At 39.3% G+C, this 26,281-nt stretch carries 20 protein-coding genes, 1 other RNA gene and 3 pseudogenes; 14 read left to right on the top strand and 10 right to left on the bottom strand.

Annotation, left to right across the window (positions count from 1 at the left end):
- Positions 1–222 precede the first annotated feature (222 nt).
- Together H7N67_RS02895 and secA are read right to left on the bottom strand one after the other, a co-directional pair.
- Positions 223–1,455 carry an ABC transporter permease gene (locus H7N67_RS02895; protein ID WP_187938991.1) on the bottom strand — a complete coding sequence of 411 codons (1,233 nt, stop codon included), beginning with the start codon at positions 1,453–1,455 and terminating at the stop codon, positions 223–225.
- Complete coding sequence (gene secA, locus H7N67_RS02890; RefSeq protein ID WP_187938990.1) at positions 1,445–4,042, bottom strand: preprotein translocase subunit SecA; 2,598 nt, start codon at positions 4,040–4,042, stop codon at positions 1,445–1,447. The genes H7N67_RS02895 and secA overlap by 11 nt, the downstream gene beginning before the upstream one ends.
- A 146-nt stretch (positions 4,043–4,188) precedes the next feature.
- Here secA and lolA point away from each other — a divergent pair, with 146 nt between their 5' ends.
- The 3 genes from lolA (at position 4,189) to H7N67_RS02875 (ending at position 5,755) form a co-directional block, all read left to right on the top strand.
- Entirely contained in the window at positions 4,189–4,743 is a 555-nt protein-coding gene (gene lolA / locus H7N67_RS02885; RefSeq protein ID WP_187938989.1) for a LolA-like outer membrane lipoprotein chaperone, read from the top strand.
- Between the two features lie 56 nt (positions 4,744–4,799).
- Positions 4,800–5,185: a transfer-messenger RNA gene (ssrA, locus tag H7N67_RS02880) on the top strand.
- 42 nt (positions 5,186–5,227) lie between these two features.
- The gene (locus H7N67_RS02875; protein WP_187938988.1) at positions 5,228–5,755 is read left to right on the top strand and encodes a hypothetical protein; all 528 of its coding nucleotides are present in this window, start codon (positions 5,228–5,230) and stop codon (positions 5,753–5,755) included.
- 6 nt (positions 5,756–5,761) lie between these two features.
- Here H7N67_RS02875 and hofE read toward each other — a convergent pair.
- From hofE to acnB, 4 genes and pseudogenes are all read right to left on the bottom strand, one after another.
- Positions 5,762–7,130: pseudogene (gene hofE, locus H7N67_RS02870) on the bottom strand (outer membrane beta-barrel protein HofE).
- 93 nt (positions 7,131–7,223) lie between these two features.
- Complete coding sequence (locus H7N67_RS02865; RefSeq protein WP_187938987.1) at positions 7,224–8,513, bottom strand: IS701 family transposase; 1,290 nt, start codon at positions 8,511–8,513, stop codon at positions 7,224–7,226.
- A 266-nt stretch (positions 8,514–8,779) separates the two neighbouring features.
- Positions 8,780–9,046, bottom strand: coding sequence for a hypothetical protein (locus tag H7N67_RS02860; protein ID WP_000725307.1), 267 nt, complete (start codon positions 9,044–9,046; stop codon positions 8,780–8,782).
- Between the two features lie 81 nt (positions 9,047–9,127).
- Positions 9,128–11,686 (bottom strand): bifunctional aconitate hydratase 2/2-methylisocitrate dehydratase, encoded by a 2,559-nt coding sequence (gene acnB / locus H7N67_RS02855; RefSeq protein WP_187938986.1) that lies wholly within the window; start codon positions 11,684–11,686, stop codon positions 9,128–9,130.
- Between the two features lie 130 nt (positions 11,687–11,816).
- Here acnB and H7N67_RS02850 point away from each other — a divergent pair, with 130 nt between their 5' ends.
- From H7N67_RS02850 to H7N67_RS02815, 8 genes are all read left to right on the top strand, one after another.
- Complete coding sequence (locus tag H7N67_RS02850) at positions 11,817–12,500, top strand: MqnA/MqnD/SBP family protein (RefSeq protein WP_187938985.1); 684 nt, start codon at positions 11,817–11,819, stop codon at positions 12,498–12,500.
- A 97-nt stretch (positions 12,501–12,597) separates the two neighbouring features.
- The gene (gene pyrH, locus H7N67_RS02845; RefSeq protein ID WP_001148063.1) at positions 12,598–13,320 is read left to right on the top strand and encodes a UMP kinase; all 723 of its coding nucleotides are present in this window, start codon (positions 12,598–12,600) and stop codon (positions 13,318–13,320) included.
- A 41-nt stretch (positions 13,321–13,361) separates the two neighbouring features.
- Positions 13,362–13,586 (top strand): DNA-directed RNA polymerase subunit omega, encoded by a 225-nt coding sequence (locus tag H7N67_RS02840; RefSeq protein ID WP_000712202.1) that lies wholly within the window; start codon positions 13,362–13,364, stop codon positions 13,584–13,586.
- Entirely contained in the window at positions 13,573–15,903 is a 2,331-nt protein-coding gene (locus tag H7N67_RS02835) for a RelA/SpoT family protein (protein WP_187938984.1), read from the top strand. The genes H7N67_RS02840 and H7N67_RS02835 overlap by 14 nt, the downstream gene beginning before the upstream one ends.
- A gap of 19 nt (positions 15,904–15,922) precedes the next feature.
- Entirely contained in the window at positions 15,923–17,131 is a 1,209-nt protein-coding gene (gene tyrS / locus H7N67_RS02830; protein ID WP_187938983.1) for a tyrosine--tRNA ligase, read from the top strand.
- A gap of 16 nt (positions 17,132–17,147) precedes the next feature.
- Complete coding sequence (gene fabX / locus H7N67_RS02825; protein ID WP_000255230.1) at positions 17,148–18,239, top strand: decanoate oxidase/trans-2-decenoyl-[acyl-carrier protein] isomerase FabX; 1,092 nt, start codon at positions 17,148–17,150, stop codon at positions 18,237–18,239.
- Positions 18,240–18,245: 6 nt separating this feature from the next.
- A complete protein-coding gene (locus tag H7N67_RS02820) occupies positions 18,246–19,607 on the top strand; it encodes an N-acetylmuramoyl-L-alanine amidase family protein (protein ID WP_187938982.1) in 1,362 nt (453 codons plus the stop codon).
- Positions 19,608–19,625: 18 nt separating this feature from the next.
- The gene (locus tag H7N67_RS02815; protein ID WP_187938981.1) at positions 19,626–20,363 is read left to right on the top strand and encodes a hypothetical protein; all 738 of its coding nucleotides are present in this window, start codon (positions 19,626–19,628) and stop codon (positions 20,361–20,363) included.
- An 87-nt stretch (positions 20,364–20,450) separates the two neighbouring features.
- On the opposite strand, the gene flhB is transcribed toward H7N67_RS02815, so the two are convergent.
- A complete protein-coding gene (gene flhB, locus H7N67_RS02810; protein WP_187938980.1) occupies positions 20,451–21,527 on the bottom strand; it encodes a flagellar biosynthesis protein FlhB in 1,077 nt (358 codons plus the stop codon).
- Positions 21,520–22,128: a molybdenum cofactor guanylyltransferase MobA gene (gene mobA, locus H7N67_RS02805; protein WP_187938979.1), complete on the bottom strand. Its 609-nt coding sequence runs from the start codon at positions 22,126–22,128 to the stop codon at positions 21,520–21,522. Before mobA ends, flhB begins: the two co-directional genes overlap by 8 nt.
- Before the next feature lie 85 nt (positions 22,129–22,213).
- On the opposite strand from mobA, the pseudogene moaA reads away from it, so the two are divergent.
- From moaA to H7N67_RS02790, 3 genes and pseudogenes are all read left to right on the top strand, one after another.
- Positions 22,214–23,174 (top strand): annotated as a pseudogene (moaA, locus tag H7N67_RS02800) (GTP 3',8-cyclase MoaA).
- A 243-nt stretch (positions 23,175–23,417) separates the two neighbouring features.
- Positions 23,418–24,503 (top strand): annotated as a pseudogene (locus H7N67_RS02795) (hypothetical protein); the annotation flags it as partial.
- A gap of 11 nt (positions 24,504–24,514) precedes the next feature.
- Complete coding sequence (locus H7N67_RS02790; protein WP_187939033.1) at positions 24,515–24,778, top strand: YkgJ family cysteine cluster protein; 264 nt, start codon at positions 24,515–24,517, stop codon at positions 24,776–24,778.
- A gap of 8 nt (positions 24,779–24,786) precedes the next feature.
- On the opposite strand, the gene ftsY is transcribed toward H7N67_RS02790, so the two are convergent.
- Both ftsY and H7N67_RS02780 read right to left on the bottom strand, forming a co-directional pair.
- A complete protein-coding gene (ftsY, locus tag H7N67_RS02785; protein WP_115044177.1) occupies positions 24,787–25,668 on the bottom strand; it encodes a signal recognition particle-docking protein FtsY in 882 nt (293 codons plus the stop codon).
- A gap of 5 nt (positions 25,669–25,673) precedes the next feature.
- Complete coding sequence (locus H7N67_RS02780) at positions 25,674–26,231, bottom strand: hypothetical protein (RefSeq protein ID WP_187938978.1); 558 nt, start codon at positions 26,229–26,231, stop codon at positions 25,674–25,676.
- Between the last annotated feature and the right edge of the window lie 50 nt (positions 26,232–26,281).

Here is a 26,281-nt window from a genome sequence, read left to right as displayed (position 1 = left end):
GAAAATTTTTTCTTGCAGATCTTAAACATCTAATCAGTCTGTTCATCTTCCGTCCTTTTTTCTACGAAGTCCGACTTACAAAGTTAATTCTTAACTAAGTCGTGCGTTAATACTAGCATAATATTATTGTTTTTTTTAATTTTGAGAATAAAATTTTTCTTTGTTAGTCAAATATAGACACTCAAAGCCTTATTTCATCTCAATATTATTTAATTTTTTAATTTATTCATTCCTCAACACGCTTAAAGCGTCAATAGTAGAAGCTTTTTTAGACGGGTAATAAGAAGAAAGCCCTACGATAATGATAGAGCCTATTAGAGTGAGCGTAAAATCCATTAAAGACAGATCCAAAGGTAAGGTGTTGATGCCATATACATCTGCCGGGAGCGAGATGATAGGGAACACGCTTAAAAGATACATGCTTAAAAACGCTAAAACCACCCCAAGTGCCACACCGCCTAAACCAATGATATTGCCCAAATAAAAAAAGGTTTTTTGGATTTCTTTTTGACTGCTCCCCATGCTAAAGAGTAGGGCGATTTCTTTACGCCTGTTCATCACCACCATTAAAAGCGAACTGATGATATTCAAAGACGCCATTAAAATAATGAGCATGAGCACAATGAATAACGCTCTTTTTTCTAATTCCATCGCCGAGAAAAAATTCCCGTTTTGTTGCCACCACCCTTCAATGCCTATGCCATGATGGTTGATGGTTTTTAAAGCGTTGCGTAAAATTTCAATATCTTTCATGGGCGTTTTAGAATAGACATGCACCCCATCATAAAGCCCTAAGGGTAACCTCCTGATTGCACTTATGGCTTGAAGGCTCGCATACATGTAGCTCATGTCATAAGATTTTAGCCCTGAATCAAAATCGCCTTTGATAGTAAAGCGTTTCATGATAGGGGAGAGCGTGAGACCGGTTGGCTCTAATTCGGTGAAAAACAAATCGGCTTTTTGATTGAGATCTAAATTCAAGCTGTATCTCAAGCTTTTCCCCACGATCAAATTAAAAGGGTTTTTAAGAAGATCGTTTTCATTAAGGTTTTTTAAAGCGTCGTTTAAAACTCCATTGATGCGCCTTTCTTTAGAAAAATCAACCCCAAACACCACGCCACCATTCATGGAATGCGCGCTTTTAATCAGGCTTTGAGTTTGCAAATAGGGGCTAAAAAGCAAATTAGGGAACTTTTTTTCTAAAGCTTGAACCACTTCTTCGCTGATCCCATAAGGGCTTGTGGTATAGAGCGTTAAGGGGTAATTCATCACAAAAAGCTTTTTTTCAAATTCCTTACTCATGCCGTTCATGATCGCCATAGCCACAATTAAAACCATCACGCCAACCGCCACGCCAAAGAAAGCTAACAAAGCAGTGATACTAATGAAAGGCTGGCTTTTATCAAAACGCAAATAACGCTTGATAAGGAAAAAGATTAAGGATCTATTTGGCAAATAAGCCCTTTTTAGGCCCGCTTTTAGCGCAACAATCTTTATATTTTTTCCCGCTCCCGCAAGGGCAAGGCTCGTTTCTTTTAGGGGTTTTAGAAAAAGCTTTCATGGACATATTCAAATCTTCATCTAAGGCTTCTTCATGGCGGTAAGTTACGCTCTCATGCTCTCTTTCTTCGCTGAAATTATCCAAATAACGCTCCGCATCGCTAGAATCTTGCTCGTTTTCAAACTGGATCTTAGAAAAGGTTTTGATCGCTTCTATTTTAATGTCTTCAATGAGTTCTAAGAAAAGGTTGTAACTCTCTTTTTTGTATTCTACAAGGGGATCTTTTTGGTTATAGCCTCTCAAATTGATGCCGGTTTTGAGATTGTCCATGGTATAAAGGTGCTCTCGCCATGCGTTGTCTAAAATCTGCAAATACACGATGCGTTCGATCCGGCTTCTTTGTTCGCTATCCAAAGCTTTCATTTTGTTTTCATAATCGCTTTTGAGTTTTTCAGCCACAAATTTTTCAATAGGGGAGGCTTTTTCTAAATCTTCTAATTCAACGCTAGCGTTAAAATCTTCTTTTAAAATGTTTTTAAGCCCTAAAAGTTCCTCTTCAGACAGGTTTTGATGGTCAAAGGCTTTGAGTTTAGAAAAGATTTGATTGAGCGCGTATTCTCTATTTTCAGCGATTTTAGTGCCAATATCGTAATTGATGTCTAATAATTCATCTCTAAATTTATACACGCTTTTTCGTTGCTCATTAGCCACATCATCGTATTCTAACAAATGCTTACGGCTTTCAAAATGCAAGTTTTCCACTTTTTTTTGCGCGTTTTCCACCGCTCTTGTTACAAGTTTTGATTCAATGTGTTCGCCGTCTTTAAGCCCTAATTTTTCCATCACCCCCTTAATCCTATCGCTCCCAAAAATGCGTAACAGATTGTCTTCTAAACTCAAATAAAACTGGCTTGTTCCCGGATCGCCTTGGCGCCCGCTTCGCCCCCTTAATTGGTTGTCAATCCTACGGCTCTCATGCCTTTCAGTGCCAATGATATACAGCCCCCCAAGCTCTTTAACCTCATCGGTGAGTTTAATATCAACGCCTCTTCCTGCCATGTTAGTCGCAATCGTAACCGCCCCCTTAAGCCCGGCGTCTTTGATGATTTCAGCTTCTTTGGTGTGTTGTTTGGCGTTTAAAACGGTGTGAGGGATGCGCTCTTTTTTGAGTAAAGCGTGCAAGGTTTCACTCTTTTCAATGCTAGCCGTGCCAACTAAAACGGGCTGACCCTTATCGTGCAATTCTTTAATTTTAAGGATCACGGCATCAAATTTTTCTTTTTCACTCTTATAGATCAAATCGTTCAAATCTTTTCGCTTGATCGCTAGATTAGTAGGGATAGATACCACTTCTAAATTATAGATTTCTAAAAATTCTGTGGCTTCGGTTTGAGCCGTGCCTGTCATGCCTGAAAGTTTAGAAAACATCCTGAAATAATTTTGGAAAGTAATATCGGCTAAGGTTTGGCTCTCTTCTTTAATGCTCACGCCCTCTTTAGCCTCTAAAGCCTGGTGTAAGCCCTCACTAAAGCGCCTCCCCTCAGACAAGCGGCCGGTAAATTCATCTACAATCACCACTTCATTATTGGCTACAATATAATCTTTATCAATAAAAAAGAGGTAGTTCGCTTTCAAAGCTTGGTCTAAATGGTGCGATAGGGCGGCGTTTTCAATCTTGTATAAATTATCCACGCCAAAGAGGTTTTCGGCTTTTTTAATCCCCTCTTCAGTGATTAAAATCGCGCGGTTTTTTTCATCTATGGTGAAATCTACTTCCACTTGCATGCTTTTAGCGACTTCATCAGCCTTGTTGTAATTTTCCATGCGCCTATCCACAGGCCCTGAAATGATTAAAGGGGTTCTCGCTTCATCAATTAAAATGGAATCCACCTCATCAACAATAGCGAACGCATGGGATTTTTGCACCTTATGCTCTAAAGAATATTTCATGTTATCCCTTAGATAATCAAAGCCAAATTCATTATTAGTGCCATAAACAATGTCTTTAGAATAAATTTCTAAGCGCTCATCATCGTCTCGCACGCTCGCGGTGATCGTGCCTACGCTATAACCTAAGAAATGATACAACGGCTCCATTTCTTTAGAGTCCCTATGGGCTAGGTAATCATTGACCGTTACCACATACACGCTTTCACCTTTCATAGCGTTCAAAGCCACCGCTAAAGTAGCGACTAAAGTCTTACCCTCTCCGGTTTTCATTTCAGCGATTTTGCCATCGTTTAAGACCATGCCTCCAATGAGTTGCGCATCAAAATGGCGCATCTTTAAGATCCTTTTACTCGCTTCTCTAGTGATAGCAAAACTTTCCGGTAAGACTTCTAAAAGAGTTTTTTCTTGCAAATCTTTTTCTGTGGATCGCACTCGTTTTTTTAACTCTTCAAAAGCGTTTTGCAGCTCATCATCTCTCATTTTTTCATAAGTAGGTTCTAAGGCGTTAATGGTTAGGACTTGTTTTTTGTATTGTTTGATCCAGCGATCGTTTCTGGTGCCAATGATTTTTCCAATGATTGCTTTTATCATGGTAGTAGTAACCTTTTAAGAGTGCTTCAATCCCATTTATTTGATTAAAGCGTCAGTTTTTAATCCCATTTTAGCATGGATAAAATAAAAGTCATGTAAAATAAAGGGTTTTATTAAAGATGAGAGATTATTTTAAGGTTTGAATAATGAAAGCTTTTTTAAAGATTTTAATGGTTTTGATTTTTATAAGCGTCGCTTGCGCTAAAAATCCTCCAACGCTTTCTAAAGAAGAAGAAATTTTACAACATTTGCAAAGTTTTAGCGCGCATTTCAAGCAGGTTTTAAAAAGTGAAAAACCCTTAGTTTATTATGGGGTTTTAAAGGCTAAAGCCCCTAATTGGGCTTTATGGGTTTATGAAAAGCCTTTAAAAAAAGAAATTTACATGAACGATAAAGAAGTGGTAATTTATGAGCCTAATTTGTTTCAAGCGACCATCACGCCCTTAAAAGACAAGACGGATTTTTTCACCATCCTCAAGCGCTTAAAAAAGCAAGATGACGGATCTTTTAAAACGACTATCAACAAAACCACTTATCGTTTGGTTTTTAAAGACGGCAAGCCTTTTTCGTTGGAATTTAAAGATGAAATGAACAATCTGGTAACGATCACTTTTTCTCAAGCAGAAATCAACCCCACCATTGCTGATGAAATCTTTGTTTTTAAGCCTAAAGATGAAAATATTGATATTGTGCGCCAGTGATTTTTAGCCGCTCATTAATAAAAGTTAGCTAAAATAGACAAGCTTTTAGAAATCATGGGGCTGACTTGGATTTCGACAGATTTCTTGTCGCACAGATAGCATGCCAAGTGCTGCTTGTAAAACAGCAACAAAAATAACTGTAAACAACGCAGATTACGCTCCAGCTTACGCTAAAGCTGCGTGAGTTAATCTCCTTTTGGAGCTGGACTGATTAGAATTTCTAGCGTTTTAATCACTCCATAACCTTAAGCTAGACGCTTTTAAAAGGTGGTTCGCCTTTTAAACTAAGAAACAAGAACTCTTGAAACTACCTCAAGGTTTTAGAAAGTTGGACCAGAGCTAGTTTTAAGGCTAAAAAACTAACCAATTTTCTAAGCATTGTAGAAGTTTGTGTTTAGGACAAGATTTTTGGACTGGGGTTCGATTCCCCACAGCTCCACCATATTAAAAAGTATCATTTTTATAGCGTATTTAAGGAAGGTAAATGCAGAAGTTTTTCTCTCGTTTTAGAAGGTGGGCATTGCCCTTTTATTTTGTGAGCGCTTTAGCAGCGATTGATATTGATGAAGTGACAGAAGCTCAAGCTAACAGCGTTAAATTAAGCGATCAGTTGGTGAGCCTGAGCGATAAGCTTTTAGAAAAAGCGGTGGATAGGGGGCGAAACACCGATCACTTAAAAGATCTTAGCGATTTGCATGAAAAAATCAAACGATTGCGCTTGATTTTAGAGCCTAAGCCTAAGGATAAAGAAAATAATCCTAACTTAAAAGATCATCAAGGCTCTGAAACGATTGAAATCGGCGAAACGATTAAAAAGGCTTTAGGCGAGCCGGTATTCCCCCAAGACGCGCTAGACGCCGCTTTGCAAATTGACAAACAGCTGGATTCTTTCAAGCAAGACAATTTGATTGATGTTAAGCCCTTAAAAGATGTTTTAGCCCAACTAGAAGCCGAATTGAGAAAAGCCATTGATTTCCAAAAACAATGGCTCAATTCTACCAAGCCTAATTGATAGGGTTTAAAAAAAGAATTTCAAACTCACCAAGAGATTGCTCCTGTCTTGTGTGTTCGCCTTAAAGGCTTTATCAAAAGGGCTAGTGAGATCATTAACCTTATAGCCAGTGTGCATGCTCACCGCATAGTATTGTAAATTCACATCAACGCTAGCAAAAGAACCCCATTTATAACCCAAGTGCAAGTTAATGGATCTTTCGCTCGCTCTAGTGGCGTAAGTGTATCTGCCTAAAATACCCCATAAAAACTTTCTATACACCCCCCCCACCAAAGACATATCCGCTAACAGAGTCTGCGGTAACAGCGTTACTAAAAACCAAACCATAAATGCTGTTACTTCTTATATCAAAAGGGATCGGGTTACCATACCAGCCAATCCTTGCGTTGGCGTTGCCAAAATTTTGGTAATAACCAAAGCCAAAGTTAAACTCGTTGTAGTCAAAGCGTTGGTGGATTAAAAGCGATGCACCCCATTCGCCAATCTTAGAGTTACGCCAATACACATCGTATAAATCTTTAGCATAAACGGGGAAAATCGCATTGATAAGGGTTTGAGATCGTAACCCTAAACCTTTAAATTTTGGGTTGCTATCAATATGGATTTTAATCCCGGGCGCTTCGTAAGTCTTAGGTGAAAAATAAAAAAAGGGCGTGGCTTGAACATGTTTGCTAGAAAAATAGAGTTGCACCGCATGGATGCCATAATCAACATCTTTTCTGTCGTCTTCAGTAACAATAGGGGCATACCAATCTCGTATCCATTGCCCCGCAGCTAAAGCCCTCCCAAAAGAGCTGAACCATTTTAACGCTATTTTAGAGTTGATTTTATAATCCACTTCAAAGCCTTGCGTATAACCGCTCATAAAATCCATGTTAGAAAGGTAACGCCCTAATTTGATGTGGAATTTATCGCCATAAGAATAAAATAAATAAGAATTATACAGTACATAATTACGGGTGTGAGCGTCAGATTCTATGCGAGAGTCTTTCCAAGGAGCGTCGCCTAAATACCCCCACCAACGCCCTATGAAGAAAAAAAGTTCTGAGCCATAGACTTGATGCGTGGCTTGGTCTATGAGCGTTTTGGTAGAATCGTAAGCGAGCGCTCCTAAAATCCCGCCAACGCCTATTTTTAAGCTGTGTTTTTCAATGTTTTTAGGGAGCAGATTGGAATCCACTTGAAGCTTGATCGTGGCGGTTACAAAGGTGACTGTAGGGAAAATCCCTTCTTTGGAATTGAGTTTGGAATGGTTAAACCCCACTTTAGAAAAGGATTCCGCTACCCCGCTAAACTTATAATCAAAAGCCAACAAAGGGCTTTGATTGTAAAGAATGGAAACAAACAATAGAGGTAATTTTTGAAATTTTAACACAGAATAACCTTTGTTTAATTTTTGCTCGCATCATATTCCAATTTTATTAAAAAACCCATTAAAAATAAAAGTATTCAAATAATTATCTAAATATTATTCTTTTTTTGTTCCGCTTTCATTTTTTATCGGCTCAAAAGAATACCCTAAAGCCTGATAAATTTGATTGTGGTAACGGACTTGATTGTCTTCTAAACTCTCTTGAAAAGATTTTTTAAAATGCGGATCCAGTGTGTTTAAAAACACCTCTAGCCCGATTGCGCTAGAATAATTCACCCAATCATGCCTTAAGTCGCTCTCCAATAAGGAGGCGTATTCTATAAGCGTTTCATCGCTATTTTGTAAGGCATTGACAATGAATAAATTCTTTCTGTCTTTAGGCTGGGTGAGTAAGAGTAAAGAGGGGTTGAAATTGATTTGTGTGGAAAGGATTTTAAAGGGCTTGTATTCTAAAAGCCCTATTTGAGAAAGGATCAGGCCGCTTTTAGTGGTAGGGGTGTTTAAAATCAAGGTAGAATTTTTAAAAAACGCATCGTTTTTTCTAAAATTTTTAGAAAAACTGGTGGCTTGCTTGTAAGAAATATTTTCTTGGTGTTTGACTTCAATGCTTAAAGACTCCGTGATTTGCCTTAAGCGTTCGCCTATCAAGCCATCATCATCGTATTCAATCACGGGCGAATTAGGGCTAATAAAGGAAGTTAGCATGCTTAATTGCTCTTTATAGTCAATCCCCCCAAAATACAAGCGCTCGCTTAAAGAAAGCTCGGTATGATTTTCTAGTTGCGTTTTATTCACCGTAGGCACATAAGTAGGGGTGCTAATGGTGGTGTTTTGGAGCAAATTTTCCACGCCCTCTTTAGTCAATAAGGCTATCACAAAAGGGAATTTTTCTTTTTCAATTTCTTTATAGGTTTGCTCTAATTTTTCAGGGCTTTCTTCATCGCTGTCAAAGACTTGGATATTGAAATCGTTGTTTCTGGTGTTCAAATACGCTAAAAGGGTGTTCATCACCGAAATGGCATAACGCCCCACCACCTTTTTAGGCAGTAAAACCGCTAATTCAATTTTAGGCTCATAGCTTTCTTTAGCTGGAGTTTGAGAGGCGATGGATACGGGGTTGAGTTTATTGAGTATGTCTTTATAATAAGTTTTAAGGCTCTCATCTTGGTTGTTGTTATCGTATTGAGATACAAAAGAAAAGATTTGATTTTGCAACATCAAGTCTTTCAAGCATTCCAAAGAGCAAGGCTCTGTCTTAATGATTTGCTGGTGCACTGGAGGCAGTGGGGAAAACAGATAGCTTTTAGCGCTCAAACTTATCGCACAAAAAGTGGAAACAATCAGCGCAAGGCGTTTGAAAAATCTTTTTCTTAAGGCGTATGGCATTTTTTAATATCTTTAAAACGAATTTCCTAAAATTTTATTATATAGAATAATTAACCCTAACAAGGGGACTGATTTTACCCCTACAACCCAACAAGAGAACTTTTTTCAAGGCGTGTGGGATCAAACACGCTTTTAAACACTCAAACCCTGTAAAATCCCTATTATAGGGATACAGAGCCAAAACCAAACCCTCCTATAACTTTAATTTCCAACTATTAAAGGATTGCATCATTGAATGGCGCATGCTTTCATGCTTTGATGATTCTCTAGCGCCAATTATAAATATAAGGCCTTAAGCTAATGCAATAATCTCTAGTGCTTAATATATCCTTACGCATATCCCCTAATTGCCCAGACAACACTTCTTGCACTTTTCTTAAATTGTTAATCTCAGTGTTTTGCGCACTGATGACTTTTTTTAAATCCCTTATCTCTTTAATCAAATCCGCATTACTGATCGCTTTATTGGCTTGCACTGGATCCGCGCTTAAAAAAGCCAACGCTACACACCAACTCACAACGATTTTTTTCATCACCGCTCTCCTCTTTTATCCTCTCCCAACACTCAGCCATAGCCAAATAAAAGGGATCATTCCCTTTTAATGAAAACAAAACTAGAGCCTGAAATTCTCCATTAAGTTAAAGTTCATGTAGCGATAGATCTTGTCTTTTTGGCTCTCTAGCTTTTCACTCACTAAATTCATGTATTCTTCTTTAGTAGGGATTCTCCCTAGTAAAGCGCACGCCGCCCCAAGCTCCGCGCTGCCTAAATACACTTTAGCCCCTCTACCCATACGATTATCAAAATTGCGCGTGGAAGTGGAAAAGACGACCGCATTATCCCTAACTCTCGCTTGATTGCCCATGCACAAGCTACAGCCTGGGACTTCAGTCCTTGCCCCAGCAGCCCCAAAAATCGCATAATAGCCCTCATTAATAAGCTCATGTTCATCCATTTTACTGGGTGGCACTACCCAAAGACGCGCTTGGCTGGGAGGAGCGTTTTTAACGATTTCGCCAAAGGCTCTAAAATGCCCGATATTCGTCATGCAAGAGCCAATAAACACTTCATCAATAGCATGCGGTCTTTTGCCGGTCGTATCCGCTAAAACTTCGCTCAAAGTAGCGACATCATCAGGGTCATTAGGGCAAGCCAAAATAGGCTCAGTGATTTCTGCCACATCAATTTCAATGACAGCGGCGTATTGGGCGTTACTATCTGGCTCTAACAGAACCGGATTATCCACCCAAGCTTGCATCGCGTCTCGGCGTTTTTTCAAAGTCTCTTTGTCTTCATAACCGCTCGCAATCATCTCATCAATGAGCTTGATATTGGATTTCAAGTATTCAATCATCGGCTCTTTATTCAAACGCACCACGCAAGCCGCCGCACTCCTTTCTGCACTCGCATCGCTTAGTTCAAAAGCCTGCTCCATTTTAATATCAGGCAAGCCTTCAATCTCTAAAATACGCCCGTTAAAGACATTGATCTTACCCTTTTTCTCCACCGTGAGTAACCCTTTTTTAATGGCATAATAAGGGATCGCATTCACCAAATCCCTTAAGGTGATCCCAGGATTCATTTCCCCTTTAAAACGCACCAACACGGATTCTGGCATGTTTAATGGCATCGTGCCTGTAACCGCTGCAAAAGCGACTAACCCGCTCCCTGCCGGGAAACTAATGCCTAAAGGGAAACGAGTGTGGCTATCCCCCCCTGTGCCTAAAGTGTCAGGCAATCCCATGCGATTCAGCCATGTATGGATCACGCCATCGCCCGGATGCAACGCCACACCGCCTCTTTGAGTGATAAAGCTAGGCAAGCTCGCATGCAAACTCACATCGCTAGGCTTTGGGTAAGCGGCGGTATGACAAAAACTCTGCAACACAAAAGGCGCATCAAACTTCAAACTCGCCAATTCTTTAACCTCATCTCTGGTCATCGCCCCTGTGGTGTCTTGACTGCCCACGGTGGTAACCTTTGGCTCACAATAAGTCCCAGGCAAGATCCCTTTTACCCCACAAGCATGGCCTACAATTTTTTGGGCTAAAGTGTAGCCTTTAGCGTCGCTTTTAGGAGCGGCTGGTTTTTTGAACGCTTCCGATTCGCCTAGCCCTAAAAATTTACGCGCTTTATTCGTCAAACCCCTACCGATGATTAAAGGGATACGCCCAGAAGCCCTGACTTCATCCAACAAAGTTTCAGGCTCTAGCTTAAAGGTGCTAACCACCTTATCGTTCAGCGTGATTTCGCCTTTATAAGGATAGATTTTAATCAAATCGCCCTCTTTTAAATCCTTAACATCAGCCACAATGGGTAACGCCCCGCTATCTTCACAAGTCGCAAAGAAAATCGGAGCGATCACCCCCCCAATCACAATGCCCCCACTCCTTTTATTAGGCACAAAAGGAATGTCCTTACCAAAATGCCACATGATAGAGTTTGTCGCGCTTTTTCTAGAGCTTCCTGTGCCAACCACATCGCCCACATACGCTACAGGAACGCCTTTAGTTTTAATAGCTTTTATGCGTTGTTCGTAATTTTCAATCCGGTTTTTTAGCATGGCTTTGGCGTGTAAAGGAATATCGCTTCGCGTGAAAGCGTCGCTCGCCGGGCTTAAATCATCGGTATTGGTTTCGCCATCAATCTTAAACACGCACGCTTCAATGCATTCATTCAAAGGCTCTTTATTCAAAAACCATTCGGCGTTCGCCCAAGACTCTAGCACCTCTTTAGCTAAAGCGTTAGTTTTGCTCATTGCAGCGATTTTATCAAACGATCCATAGACTAAAAGAGTGGTTTTTAACGCTTTCGCGCTCTCTTTAGCGATGTTTTTGTCTTGACTCTCTAATCCCATAATCAAAGGCTCTACATTATACCCCCCAAGCATCGTGCCTAAAAGAGTGGTCGCTTCTAAAGCGCTAATGTGCGCGCATTCTAGTTTTTTTTGAGACAATTGGGCTAAAAATTCCGCTTTGACTTTCGCCCCCTCATCAACCCCAGGGCTTACTCTGTGAATGAGTAATTCTTTAGCGAAAGCGGCGTTTGTGGGATCTTTCATTAAAATCTCAACGACAGCTTCCACTTGTTTAGCGCTTAAGGGGAGTGGTGGGATATTCTCACTTTCTCTTTCTAAAACGCTTTTTTTGTAATCTTCTAAAAAATCTTTCATCATTTCTCCTTTTTTAATAGCATTATTGGCTAATGCCCTAATCATTTGCTCCATGATAACAAAACTCTTTTTACTTTTAGTTAAGTTGTAAGAAACTTTAGCTACCATGCGATACAAAAAAGGATTTTAAGTGCGTTTTGGTAAAATTGATTATTTGAACATGCTCCCTTTTGATGTGTTTATCAAATCCTACCCCACCCCTTGTTATTTCAAACAATTTTTACGGCTTAAAAAAACCTACCCCTCCAAACTCAATAAAAGTTTTTTATTCAGGCGTATTGATGCGGGGTTTATTTCTTCTATCGCTGGCCATTCATTCGCTCTCCATTCTTATTCTCTAGGCATTGTCGCTTATAAGGAAGTTTTAAGCGTGCTGGTTGTGGATGCAAAAAACGCTTTTGATAAAGAGAGCGCTTCTTCAAACGCCCTCTCTCAAGCGCTAGGGTTAAAGGGCGAAGTCTTAATCGGCAATAAAGCGTTGCAGTTTTATTATTCCAACCCTAAAAAAGATTTTGTAGATTTAGCCGCTCTGTGGTATGAAAAAAAACGCTTGCCGTTTGTTTTTGGGCGTTTGTGTTATTACCAAAACAAGGATTTTTACAAGCGCTTGTCTTTAGCTTTCAAACACAAAAAAACAAAAATCCCTTACTACATCCTTAAAGAAGCCGCTTTAAAAACCAACTTGAAACGCCAAGACATTCTAAACTACTTGCAAAAAATTTACTACACTTTAGGCAAAAAGGAACAATCAGGCCTTAAAGCGTTCTATCGTGAATTGTTGTTCAAACGCATCCAAAAACCCAAGCGTTTTTAGTGATTCGCTGGGAATGCAGGCTTAAAATTCAGAAAGGGTGTTTTTAAGCAAGATTAGGTTACAATCAAAAGTTTTATTAATGGATTAAGAAGGGATCATGCAAGCAAAGATAAAAAACAAGCGGGTTTTGGTGAAATTTTCTGGGGAAGCGTTAGCTGGGGACAACCAGTTTGGGATTGATATTCATGTGTTAGATCACATCGCTAAAGAGATCAGAAGTTTAGTGGAAAACGATATTGAAGTGGGTATTGTGATTGGTGGAGGCAATATCATTAGGGGGGTTAGCGCGGCTCAAGGGGGGATTATCAGGCGCACCAGTGGGGATTATATGGGCATGTTAGCCACCGTGATTAATGCGGTAGCGATGCAAGAAGCTTTAGAGCATATCGGTTTAGACACAAGAGTGCAGAGCGCCATTGAAATTAAAGAGATTTGTGAAAGTTATATTTATAGGAAAGCGATCAGGCATTTAGAAAAGGGTAGGGTGGTGATTTTTGGCGCTGGCACGGGAAACCCGTTTTTCACCACCGATACGGCTGCTACTTTAAGAGCGATTGAAATTGGATCGGATCTAATCATTAAAGCGACTAAAGTGGATGGCATTTATGACAAAGACCCTAACAAATTCAAAGACGCTAAAAAATTAGACACTTTAAGTTATAACGATGCCTTGATAGGGGATATTGAAGTGATGGACGATACCGCTATTTCTTTAGCTAAAGACAATAAGCTCCCCATTGTGGTGTGTAACATGTTCAAAAAAGGGAATTTGTTGCAAGTGATCAAGCACCAACAAGGCGTGTTTTCTATGGTAAAATAAGCCCTTTAAAATTGGATAGAACTCAAAATAAAAGGATCATTTTGAAAAAAGAGAGAACAGAGAGTTTAGTCGCTCAAGCCTTAAAAAATATTGGGAACGATCGCTACATGCTAGATAATTTGGTTTTCGCTCGGGTGAAGCAACTAAACGCTGGAGCCAAAACTTTAGTGAATATGGACCCTAAACGCCATAAATTAGTGGATATCGCTATTAGAGAAATCGCTGAAGGGAAAATTGATATAGACAGGATAGATGAACGAAATTGACAAATCCGTTGATATCGGATTCTTACGGATTTTGGATGTTATCAAAAAAGTTAAAACCCCAAAGGGTGGCATTGAAGTTTTAAGGACTTTAATTGATTTCACGCCCAAAATTGAAAACGCCCTAAATTTAGCGACCAAAAGCCACAAGGGGCAATACAGAAAAAGCGGCGAGCCTTATATTGTCCATCCTATTTGTGTGGCAAGCTTGGTGGCGTTTTGTGGGGGCGATGAGGCGATGGTGTGCACTGCGCTTTTGCATGATGTGGTAGAAGACACGCCTTGTGAGATTGAAACGATTGAGCGAGAATTTGGGCAAGATGTGGCTAATTTAGTGGATGCGCTCACGAAAATCACTGAAATCAGGAAAGAAGAATTAGGCGTGAGCTCTCAAGATCCCAGAATGGTGGTTTCAGCGCTCACTTTTAGAAAGATCCTAATTAGCGCGATACAAGATCCAAGAGCCTTAGTGGTAAAGATTAGCGACAGGTTGCACAACATGCTCACCTTAGACGCCTTGCCTCATGACAAGCAGGTGCGTATTTCTAAAGAAACTCTAGCGGTGTATGCCCCCATAGCGAGCCGATTGGGCATGTCTTCAATCAAAAATGAATTAGAAGACAAGAGCTTTTATTATATTTATCCGGAAGAATATAAAAATATCAAGGAATATTTGCACAAAAACAAACAGTCTTTGCTCTTAAAACTCAACGCTTTTGCGAGCAAGTTAGAAAAAAAACTTTTTGATAGCGGGTTTAGCCATTCAGATTTTAAACTCGTTACAAGGGTGAAACGCCCCTATTCTATCTATCTTAAGATGCAACGAAAGGGTGCGGTTAATATTGATGAAATTTTGGACTTGTTAGCCATTAGGATTTTATTGAAAAACCCGATTGATTGCTATAAAGTTTTAGGGATCATCCATTTGAATTTCAAACCCATTGTTTCTCGTTTTAAAGATTACATCGCTTTACCGAAAGAAAATGGTTACAAGACGATACACACGACCATTTTTGATGAATCTTCTGTTTATGAAGTGCAGATCCGCACCTTTGATATGCACATGGGGGCGGAGTATGGTAATTCAGCCCACTGGAAGTATAAAGCCGGGGGCGTGGATCATGAAGATCATCATGAGGGCATGAGGTGGTTGCAAAATTTTAAATACCATGACAGCGATTTGAAAAACGACCCTAAGGAATTTTACGAACTCGCTAAGAACGACTTGTATCGTGAAGATATTGTCGTTTTTTCGCCTCATGGGGACACTTACACCTTACCGGTAGGAGCGATTGCTTTAGATTTTGCTTACATGGTGCATAGCGATTTGGGCGATAAAGCCACGGACGCTTATATCAATAGTAAAAAAGCCTTACTCAATCAGGAATTAAGAAGCGGGGATGTGGTTAAAATCATTAAAGGCGATAAAATAATACCTCGTTTCATTTGGATGGATCAGCTTAAAACTTCTAAGGCTAAAAACCATTTGCGCATCCAAAGAAGAAACCGCTTGAAAGAAATTGACACTAAGAGCATGGTAAATATTCTAACGACTTTTTTTGGGCGCTCTGTTTTTGAAGACGTGGGTTTAAAAGATTATAAAAACTTTGAAGAAAAATTAACAGATTGTGGGGTGGAGACCACCTTAACAGAAGCGATGAAAAGCTTTGAAAATTTAGCCAAACTCACTGAAGAAATTGAAAATAAGGTGTTTTCTTTAAAAGAAGATGCGATTTTAGAATACCAAGAGATGAGTTTATGGACTCGAGGTTTGAGGTATTTGGGTTTTAAAACCAATGTTTTGAATTTTTTAACCCCAAACCGGCAATGGCAGTGCAAGGAATTAGAACATTTTAGCGTTTGTTCAAGCAATGCTTTAGAAATCAAACAGGTGTTGTTGAATGATTGTTGTTACCCTAAATATGGCGATGAAATCATTGCGATTGTAACGGATTTGAAAGATCCAAAAGCGGTTGCGCACCATAAATTTTGCAAAAAAGCGATAGCGGAAGTGGACGCTAAAGCGCCTATGGTTTATATAGAATGGCACAAGCGGGATCGAACGATTTATAAAATGATGTTTTATTTAGGCGAAAAAAAGTCGGTTTTAGCGGGTTTATTGACTTTTTTAAACAGGAATGAATGCAATATTGTGGGCGTGTCTTATTTGGGCTATAAAGACAAGTATTCTAGCCATTGCGAAGTGAGTTTTGAAATAGCCACGGATAAGGCGGATTGGATGAGGGCTTTAATCAATCGCAAATATCAGGATAGGATTGTAGAATTATCCAGTCTGGATGACGCTTATGAGCTACAATAAGCCTAATTAAGGGATAAACATGGAACAAAAAATCAGTGTGGCCTTAAAAGAGATCAAAAGAGGCGCTAATGAAATCATTGGATTAGAATACATTGAAAAGCTGGTGAGAAAATATTATGAAACCAATGAACGCTTTATCGTTAAGGCCGGGTTTGATCCTACCGCTCCCGATTTGCATTTAGGGCATACGGTATTGATCCAAAAACTGGCTTTATTGCAGCAATATGGGGCTAGGGTCAAGTTTTTGATTGGGGATTTTACCGCTATGATAGGCGATCCTACGGGTAAAAATGAAACGAGGAAGCCCTTAAACCGGGAGCAAGTTTTAGAAAACGCTAAAACTTATGAAGAGCAAATCTATAAAATTTTAGATCAAAAACACACCGAAGTGTGCTTTAATTCCACTTGGTTGGATACTTTAGGCGCAAAGGGCATGATAGAATTGTGCGCGAAGTTTTCAGTCGCTAGAATGCTAGAAAGGGACGATTTTGCTAAACGCTATAAAGAAAACCGCCCCATTAGCATCGTGGAATTTTTATACCCTTTGTTGCAGGGCTATGATTCAGTGGCGATGGATGCGGATATTGAGCTTGGGGGCAATGATCAAAAGTTTAATTTGCTGGTGGGGCGCTTTTTGCAACGATCTTATGGCTTGAATAAAGAGCAGTCTATCATTACCATGCCTTTATTGGAGGGGCTTGATGGGGTGCAAAAAATGAGTAAAAGCTTGGGGAATTATGTGGGGATCACTGAAGAGCCTAATGCGATGTTTGGGAAGATCATGAGCGTGAGCGATGATCTCATGTGGCGCTACTACACCCTTTTGAGCGCTAAGACTTTAGAAGAAATTGAAGACTTAAAACATGGCATTTTAAATCAAACCTTGCACCCTAAAGCCGTTAAAGAAGATCTCGCTAGTGAAATCGTGGCTCGTTATTATGACAATGATCAAGCATTCAAGGCTAAAGAACAATTTTCTAAAGTGTTTAGCGCAAACCTTTTGCCTGAAATTTTATCAGAGAGCGATTTTGATGAAGGGGTTGGGATTTTAGATGTTTTAAAACAGATTGGCTTTTGCCCATCCACTTCACAAGCTAGGCGTGATATTCAAGGGGGAGGGGTAAAGATTAATCAAGAAGTGATAAAAAATGAGAGTTATCGTTTTGTTAAAGGAAATTATGTTATACAGCTTGGTAAGAAAAGATTTATGAAATTAAATATTAACTAATATTAAGGAAAGAGCTATGGTATCAACACTCAAACCGCTAAAAATCGGTAAGCACACCATAAAATTCCCTATCTTTCAAGGGGGAATGGGTGTGGGGATTAGCTGGGATGAACTAGCTGGAAATGTTGCCAAAGAAGGGGCTTTAGGAGTGATTTCAGCCGTAGGGACTGGTTATTATAAAAACATGCGTTTTGTAGAAAGGATTGTGGCTAAAAAACCCTTTGAAGCCTTGAATTTTTACTCCAAAAAAGCGTTGAATGAGATTTTTGCAAACGCTAGGAAGATTTGCGGGAACAAGCCTTTAGGAGCGAATATTTTATACGCTATCAATGACTATGGCCGTGTTTTAAGGGATTCTTGTGAAGCGGGAGCGAACATCATTATTACAGGGGCTGGTTTGCCCACCAACATGCCTGAATTCGCTAAGGATTTTAGCGATGTGGCGCTCATCCCTATTATTTCTTCAGCGAAGGCTTTAAAAATCCTTTGTAAAAGATGGAGCGATCGCTATAAAAGAATCCCGGACGCGTTTATTGTGGAGGGGCCTTTGAGTGGGGGGCATCAGGGCTTTAAATACGAAGATTGTTTCAAAGAAGAATTCCGATTAGAAAATTTAGTGCCTAAAGTCGTGGAAGCTTCTAAAGAATGGGGGAATATCCCTATCATCGCCGCTGGGGGGATTTGGGACAGGAAAGATATAGACACCATGTTAAGCCTTGGAGCGAGTGGGGTGCAAATGGCGACTCGTTTTTTAGGCACGAAAGAATGCGACGCTAAAGCGTATGCCGATCTTTTGCCCACGCTCAAAAAAGAAGATATTTTACTCATTAAATCGCCTGTAGGCTATCCGGCTAGGGCTATTAACACTGGGGTGATCAAACGCATTGAAGAGGGTAACGCACCCAAAATCGCATGCGTGAGCAATTGTGTAGCGCCTTGCAACAGGGGTGAAGAGGCTAAAAAAGTGGGCTATTGTATCGCTGATGGCTTGGGGCGCAGTTATTTAGGCAACAGAGAAGAGGGGCTTTATTTTACCGGGGCTAATGGCTATAGAGTGGATAAGATTATCAGCGTGCATGAATTGATCAAAGAGCTTACAGAGGGTTAATTTGTAGTGCTTGTGAGATTAGGGGTTGTTGCATGTCTTTTGTGGTTGCATTTTGCTTATGCTACAACCCTTAAAATTACCAACATTGTGCCTTTTGGCTCTAGCAGCGTTAAAATTCTATTCAATCAAGAGGTTAAAAAATTCAAAGAAGTTCCGCTCAAAAATTTCAAGAGCTATTTGGAATTAGAAGCCGTTTTAACCATTCCTAAAAAGCATTACCAATTTTCCAAGCAATCTTTCATCACGATCGCGCAATTCAGCCCTAAATTAGCGCGAGTGGTTATCGGCTATGCTCCCAAGATGACTTATGAAGTCAAAATCCTTAAAGACAAACTCTATATTTCTATCGTGGAGAAAAAGCCCTTAATTAGGCATCAAATAACACCTAAACCACCCAAACACCATGCACTCAAACACACAACGCCAAAACCCACCCCTAAACCCATTAAAAAAGAGGCCAAAAAGTCTCAAGAGGCTAAAGAAAAAACGCCAACTAAGCATGCACGCTCAAAACATGCGCATTCTCCATTGAACGAAAGGAGCGCTAAAAAAGAAATTCTTAAAAAAGAAATTCTTAAAAAAGAAATTCTTAAAAAAGAAATTCTTAAAAAAGAAGCAGAAAATGAGAGTAAGAACCAAGTCTTTATAGCAGAAAAAAATGATGCTTTCATCAAAACCAAGCGCAAAAAACACAAAAAGATCGTTTTAGACGCTGGGCATGGGGGGAAAGATTGTGGGGCGATGAGCGCGAATTTAGTGTGTGAAAAGGACATTGTTTTAGAAGTGGTGAAGTTTTTATACAAAGAGCTTAAAAAAAGAGGCTATAGCGTTTTATTGACAAGGGATAAGGACATTTACATTGATTTAGTGGCCCGAACGGAATTAGCCAATAAAAAAGGGGCGGATTTATTCATCTCAGTACATGCCAATTCCATCCCTAAACGCTCCACCTCTAACGCCCATGGCATAGAGACTTATTTTTTATCCACCGCAAGGAGCGAAAGGGCTAGGAAAGTGGCTGAGCAAGAAAATAAAGACGATGTGAATTTAATGGATTATTTTTCTAAAAGTTTGTTTTTAAATTCACTCAACACGCAGCGATTGATCGTCTCTAACAAATTAGCGATTGACGTGCAATACGGCATGCTCCAAAGTGTCCGCAAAAATTACCCTGATGTGGTGGATGGGGGTGTTAGGGAGGGGCCTTTTTGGGTGTTAGCCGGGGCTTTAATGCCTTCAATTTTAATAGAAATTGGTTATAATTCCCATGCGATAGAATCTAAACGCATCCAAAGCAAACCGTATCAAAAAATCTTGGCTAAGGGCATTGCTGATGGCATTGATAGTTTCTTCAGCAAGAATGATTAGGCAATGATTAGGTTGTAGATGAATTTTTACCAAAAGATATACACGCATAAAGTCGTTTTTTCTTCATTGTTTTTTTTGTTGTTTTTGTTCAACGTGGAAACTTTGTTGTTTTCGCATTTCAGCGATGATTTTTCCCAATTGTTTTTTTTGTTTGAAAACCATGTTTATGATTTCATTATCAAATTAGATTACTTGGGACTAATAGGCGTTTCTTCAATTTATTTGCTTGCGCTTATTCTAAAGCCTTTCACCCTCACGCGCCAAAAATGCGCTTGTATAGGGATATTATGCCTTTCTTTCTACGCTTGGAATTTTCCTATTAAAAATTCTTCAATAGTGCTTTATGTTTTCTATTTCGCGCTGTTAGGGACTTTATTGTGGCGTTTTTTAGGGGCTAGCATGAAGCAATCTTTCTTGCCCTCTATGAACATTTGCGTCGTGTGGGTTTTTGCTTCTTCTTTACAGAGCTTTAGATTTTTAAGCGTGTCTGATTGCGTGGATTTTTCCCTTTTTACACTCGCTCTTTTTTTATTGATACTGGTTTTAATCTATCATAAACGCCTTTTTGGGCTGTATGAATACGCTAACACGCTTATTTTGATCGTGGGGCTTTGTGTGGTGGTGCTGTGTTCTAGCATGTTCATTCAAACTAAAGAATATTATGGCATGCGGTTGGGTTTTTACTTTTTAGGCCTGTTAGGGTGGCTTTTAGAATACATTCATAACACTTTAAGGCGCTTGGAGCATCAAGTTTAAAGCTCAAGTAGGGATTGTTAAAGCCTTTTGATTGAGCGTCCTTGATTGAGTGTCTTTTTTGGGGCTTAAAAGCGGGTTTAAAAAATCTTAAAGAGGTTTGATGATCTTTTGTTTTTGGCGTTCTTGCTCTAATTTAGCCACTTGAGCGAAGACAATCGCCACGGCTTCAAACAATTCTTCTGGTATGGCGGCGTTTAATTTCACATCCCTATAAAGCTCTCTAGCGAGCGTTTTATTTTCTATAATTTCTATGTCATGCTCTCTGGCGATGCCCTTAATCCTAATGGCTAAATAATCCGTGCCTTTAGCCACCACCACAGGCACAGGGTGTTCTTCATCAAATTGAAGAGCGACGGCATAATGGGTAGGGTTAGTCACCACGACATTGGCTTTAGGGATTTCTTGCATCATTTTATTCGTGGCGTTTTTTACCATCATTTGGCGGATTTTGGCTTTGATTTCTGGGTTTCCTTCTTGCTGTTTGTATTCGTCCTTAACTTCTTGTTTAGTCATTTTTAAAGAGTTGGTGTATTGGCGGCGTTTGATGATTAAATCCACAAAAGCCAAGACAAAAAATAAAAACAAAAGCGAAGAAATGAGCCATAACGCCTTATTTTTAAACCACAATAACTGGCCTTGCAAATTCAAAAGAGCCGCATGGTTTAATTCCCCTAAAAATAAAGAAAAGATGAAAAACCCTAGGGAAAAAGCTAAAAAAACTTTCAAAGTGATCAAACTCCCATCAAGGATCTTTTTTAAAGAAAAAAGGTTTTTGACGCCATTGATAGGGTTGATTTTAGAAAATTTGGGTTCAATGACTTTGGGGGCAAAGAGCCAGCCAAATTGCAAGACATTAGACAAAAACGCCACCACCATTAAAATGATTAAAATAGGCAAAAGCAATAAAAAAGTGTCTTTAGCCAGCTGGTTAAACAGCTCTTGAACGCTTTCTTTGCTAAAATCTAGGGAAAAATCTTTCAACACATGGCGATACATCTCGCTAAAACCATCCACCCACCATATAAAAAAAACAAAAATACTCATTAGCCCGGCTAATAACCCTAAAAACCCCACCACTTCCATGCTCTTAGGCACATTGCCTTCTTCTCTGGCTTTTTGGATTTTTTTCGCGCTAGGGAGTTCGGTCTTTTCTTCTTCAGCCATTTGATCCCTCTTTTAAAATTTGAACGGCTAATTCATAGTCTTTTAGGGTGTTGAGGTTTAAAAATTCTTCTTCTTTATCAAAATGGATAGCGGTTGAAGAGGCGTTTTTGATAAGATTGCTCAAGCGATAATCTTGCGTTTTAAGGGCGTAATTAAGGGCGTTAAGGATACTTTGATGCCACAAAGAAATCAAATAATGTTCTTTTGTGGGGCTTTTAGCATAGACTACGCTAAAGTTTTGAATCCCACAAAAAAGAATTTTAATGCTTTCAAAGGACACTAAAGGCGTATCTATGGCGATAAAAAAAATATAAGGGGTTTGCAGCGTTAAAAAAGCGTTATGAATGCCAAAAAGGGGTGAAAAAAGGCCACTTTCTCTTTCTAAAAGATAGGGAGCGTTTAATGCGTAAGATTTTTTCGCGCTGATAATGACTTGTTTGAAAAGTTTTAAAAGGCGTGTGTATTGGTATTCTAAAAGGCTAGGATACGATTTTAAAGGCATGAGAGCCTTATTGATTTGAACATCATTGATGATGAAACGAGAGCTTTTGCCCCCAGCTAATAAAACGCAAGGAATGTTATCGATGATAGGGTTTTTCAAAAGTTCTATCCATTTTGATGTTGTTAAGTCGTTGTTTATCATGTTACACTAAAAGCTTAAATAAAGAGCATAAGGGATAAAGGGAGTGTTAGTAGATAGTTTTAATAGGGTTATTGATTATATTAGGGTTTCTGTAACCAAACAATGCAATTTCAGGTGTCAGTATTGCATGCCTGCTACGCCATTAGATTTTTTTGATGGTGAAGAATTATTGCCTTTGGATAATGTTTTAGAATTTCTTAAAATCGCCATTGATGAAGGCGTTAAAAAAATCAGAATCACGGGTGGGGAGCCATTGTTACGCAAGGGTTTAGACGAATTTATCGCTAAACTACACGCTTACAATAAGGAAGTGGCGTTAGTTTTAAGCACTAATGGTTTTTTACTCAAAAAAATGGCTAAGGGTTTAAAAGATGCTGGGTTATCACGGGTGAATGTTTCATTAGATTCTTTAAAAAGCGATAGGGTTTTAAAAATCTCTCAAAAAGACGCTCTTAAAAATGCGCTAGAAGGGATTGAAGAGTCCTTAAAAGTGGGTTTAAAACTCAAATTAAACACGGTTGTGATGAAAGGCGTTAATGATGATGAAATCTTAGAGCTTTTAGAATATGCAAAAAAGAGGTGCATACAAATCCGCTACATTGAATTTATGGAAAATACGCATGCTAAAAGTTTGGTTAAAGGCTTGAAAGAGCGAGAAATTTTAGATTTGATTGCTCAAAAATATCAAATCATTGCGACAGAAAAACCCAAACAAGGGTCTTCTAAAATCTACACGCTAGAAAATGGCTATCAATTTGGCATTATCGCTCCGCATAGCGATGATTTTTGCCAATCTTGCAATCGTATCCGTTTGGCTTCTGATGGCAAGATCTGCCCATGTTTATACTATCAAGACGCCATAGACGCTAAAGAAGCGATCATCAATAAAGATACAAAAATGATGAAAAGGCTTTTAAAGCAATCTGTCATCAATAAACCAGAAAAAAACATGTGATAAAAACAGCGAAACTCCCACAAGGGCGTTTTACTACACAGGGGGGTAGGAGAAAATATTTATTATTTTAAACCTTTTTATAAAAATCAAGCGGTTTGTTTAGGATTTTTGGCTGTAGTGGCTAGGATCAAACAATAAGGAGGTCTTTATGGAAAAAGTCCTAGCGTTTTTAGTCCTAGTCTTTTATTTCTAGCTTTTCTGGGTGGGGGGTTACTTATAAGCCTGCCCTAAACCTTTTAGAATCCCCCAAATTTCTCGCTTTTTTTAAATCTCTCTTTTTTGGGGTTAGGTCATGAAAAAAGATCGAGAGAAAAAACAAAAATACAGCAACATTACAGACGCAACCATCATGGGTTCAACTGGCGAAGAAAGTGCACTTCATGCTAGTGCCAATAGAGAGCATTTTTCTGTCTTGGATAGATTAGAAGAGATCTCAAAAAGGAAGATAAACCCTAACTATACTAAACAAAATATCCACCAACAGGCGGGGTATTCTGCTGAAATCAAAGAGCAAGCCCGTGTTAATGCGCATAATATCCTTGCAGGAAAAAGAGAAAGGATAGTGCAGTATGATGATCTTTCTAGTGAGAAAAAGGCTCAGGTTCAAAAGCTTTTCCCAAACTATGCCACGCCCAGTAAGAACCACGAAATCGTGGATTATATCAGTGTGGATGAAAAGGGGAATGTCATTCCTGGCACGGCTGTGCAGAGTAAATTTGTGGGCCGAAATGGTGCGGAGTGTTTTGAAAAATTCTTATCCAAAGATTATGAAAAATACTTTGAAAACGGTGCGAAGATGAAAATCGCTAGGAATCATTATGGGGATTTTCAAAGAGCGGTCAATACTAGGATCAAGAGCCTAGAATCTCAAATCGCTAAACAAAAGGGGCTTGGCAATTTTCAAAAAGCCGCTCATTTAGAGGAAAAACTCCAACATTGCAAAACAATCAAAGCCCATACAAGGCCTGCGAGCGCCACTAAAGGAGAGGCAATTGAAGCCAGATTGAACCCAAAACTCTCCACTGCCAAAGATGTTGCCAGCGTTTCGCATCAAGCAGGAATGAACGCTATGCAAACCGGTGCGTTGATAGGTGGTGGGGTCTCACTCGTAACGAATGTTTATGAATGTGTCGCAAATGGCAAGGATCCTATAAAAGCGATCAAGCACACCGCCATTGCTACCCTAAAGGGTGGAGCGCTTAGTTATGGTAGTGCGTTTGCAAGCTCCTCTTTGGAAGGTTGGATGCAAAGCAGCGCTAATAAAGTCATCCAAAGCCTTGGCAAGGGTTCATTGCCTGCAATGTTTGTGGGTGTTTGTGTGGCAAATGCTACGGTTTTAACTCGCTATTTTTCTGGAAAGATTGATAAGGCAGAGCTTCCTATTGCGGGCTGTGCTGTAAAAATATCACCGGGATTATTGAACTTATTGAGTTTGATGCTGGCAATGGGGTGTGCAAGTTTTTAGATTTAGAAACGAATCTGTGCAAGATTTATGAATCGCGCCCGTTAATTTGCAGGATTGATGAAGCGCACAAAAAGCTTTATCCCCACATCCCGCTTAAGGAGTTTTATGCCAAAAACGCAGAAGTTTGTAATGTTTTGCAAGAAGCAAACCATATGGATAAGAGCTTCAGGGTCATTCTTAGGAAATAATTTTTAATTTATTGTTCCACAAACACCGCATCAACCAAATCTTCTATAAAGCGTTCTTCATCAAAAGCGATCAAATCGTCTTCTTTTTCGCCCATTCCTAAATAAAGAATGGGTAATTTCAACTCATACAGCACGCTTAAAATCGCTCCGCCTTTAGAAGTGCCATCAAGCTTAGTCATAATCACGCCATCTAGCGCCAAAGTCTCATGGAAAATTTTCGCTTGCGTTAGCCCAGAACTCCCTTGCGTGCCGTCTAAAATAAGGAATTTATAAAAGGGGGCGTCTTTTAAAACTTTAGAGCAGGTGCGTGCGATTTTAGAAAGCTCGTTTTTAAGGTTGGTCTGGTTGTGCAGCCTCCCGGCGGTGTCTATAAAAACTTCATCTATATTTTTAGCGATCGCGCTTTCTATGGTGTTGTAAGCTAGAGAGCTTGGATCGCTCCCTTCTTTGGCGCTAATGACTTGAATGTTAAGCTTTTCACCCCATAATTGCAGCTGTTTGACTGCGGCCGCTCTAAAGGTATCGCCGGCTCCTAAAAGCGCTTTTTTATGCTGTTTTAAAGAAAGCTTAGCCAATTTAGCGATCGTTGTGGTTTTACCCGCCCCATTAACCCCCACGATCAAATGCACTAAGGGCTTTGTGGTGATAGTCTTTAGGCGGGTTTTATCATAATAGCTTTCCCCACGCACAAAACGCAATAAAGCGACTTCTAATTGCTTGGGCGTAACTAAATCGCCTAAATGCTGTAACAAGCTTTCTATCAAATCGTATTGGATGTCAAAGCCAATCAAAATTTCTTCTAATTCCTCTTTAGGAACATTTTCACGCTTTTTTTCTTTAACCTCTTCGCCTTTAATTTTATTGACAATTTTTTTGAAAAAATTAAACATAATTTTTAATCCTTTAAATTAGAAATATCAAATTGGAGCATTTCTGCTGGCACGATCCCTTGATACATTTTAATCAATTGGTGTTTGTGATATAAGAGCATGTTAAAGGAATGGTTTAAAGCGTCATACTTTAAATGATCAAAAAGAGCGGTATCTTTAGGGTTTAAAATCATCAAATCAGCTTGAGAACGCACGCTAAAATCTTTGATTGCATCGCTTGAATAGGGTTTATTGAGTAAAATAAGCACCCTCAAACGATCTTTAAAAGTTTTTTTTAAGACGTTAAAGGTGGGGGCGTAATCTTTTAAAGAATTATCTAAAGTGCTTAAAATCAATAGAGTAGGGGCGTTAGAATCCGGGCTGATGTTTAGAGAATCTAAATCGCCTGTAATGGTGTATTCTTGGTTATTTAGATCCATAGCGGTGTAGGTTTTAGGGCTATCTTGTTGGGTGGTATTGTTTTGAGAATCTTGAGATTTTTGAGAATTTTTACAAGCGCTAAAACCCAACAAAACGATCAAAACCAGCGCGATAAAACGCAAAAAATAAGCCTTAATTCTCATTATAAACACATCCTTAAGAATAATAAAATGGTAACTAATAACCTAAAATT

It is taken from the genome of Helicobacter pylori (assembly GCF_014498195.1).
Classification (GTDB): Bacteria; Campylobacterota; Campylobacteria; order Campylobacterales; family Helicobacteraceae; genus Helicobacter; species Helicobacter pylori_DO.
The sequence above is the reverse complement of the archived record's forward strand: the minus strand, read 5'-3'. Positions and strand labels throughout refer to the sequence as shown.

What these genes read in the sequence shown, in the direction of transcription:
- pyrH (WP_001148063.1), top strand. Translation starts at nt 12,598, where the DNA reads ATGCAAGCAAAGATAAAAAACAAGCGGGTTTTGGTGAAATTTTCTGGG.
- H7N67_RS02875 (WP_187938988.1), top strand. Translation starts at nt 5,228, where the DNA reads ATGCAGAAGTTTTTCTCTCGTTTTAGAAGGTGGGCATTGCCCTTTTAT.
- fabX (WP_000255230.1), top strand. Translation starts at nt 17,148, where the DNA reads ATGGTATCAACACTCAAACCGCTAAAAATCGGTAAGCACACCATAAAA.
- H7N67_RS02865 (WP_187938987.1), bottom strand. Translation starts at nt 8,513, where the DNA reads ATGCCATACGCCTTAAGAAAAAGATTTTTCAAACGCCTTGCGCTGATT.
- H7N67_RS02860 (WP_000725307.1), bottom strand. Translation starts at nt 9,046, where the DNA reads ATGAAAAAAATCGTTGTGAGTTGGTGTGTAGCGTTGGCTTTTTTAAGC.
- H7N67_RS02815 (WP_187938981.1), top strand. Translation starts at nt 19,626, where the DNA reads ATGAATTTTTACCAAAAGATATACACGCATAAAGTCGTTTTTTCTTCA.
- H7N67_RS02780 (WP_187938978.1), bottom strand. Translation starts at nt 26,231, where the DNA reads ATGAGAATTAAGGCTTATTTTTTGCGTTTTATCGCGCTGGTTTTGATC.
- ftsY (WP_115044177.1), bottom strand. Translation starts at nt 25,668, where the DNA reads ATGTTTAATTTTTTCAAAAAAATTGTCAATAAAATTAAAGGCGAAGAG.
- acnB (WP_187938986.1), bottom strand. Translation starts at nt 11,686, where the DNA reads ATGAAAGATTTTTTAGAAGATTACAAAAAAAGCGTTTTAGAAAGAGAA.
- H7N67_RS02835 (WP_187938984.1), top strand. Translation starts at nt 13,573, where the DNA reads ATGAACGAAATTGACAAATCCGTTGATATCGGATTCTTACGGATTTTG.
- flhB (WP_187938980.1), bottom strand. Translation starts at nt 21,527, where the DNA reads ATGGCTGAAGAAGAAAAGACCGAACTCCCTAGCGCGAAAAAAATCCAA.
- lolA (WP_187938989.1), top strand. Translation starts at nt 4,189, where the DNA reads ATGAAAGCTTTTTTAAAGATTTTAATGGTTTTGATTTTTATAAGCGTC.
- tyrS (WP_187938983.1), top strand. Translation starts at nt 15,923, where the DNA reads ATGGAACAAAAAATCAGTGTGGCCTTAAAAGAGATCAAAAGAGGCGCT.
- secA (WP_187938990.1), bottom strand. Translation starts at nt 4,042, where the DNA reads ATGATAAAAGCAATCATTGGAAAAATCATTGGCACCAGAAACGATCGC.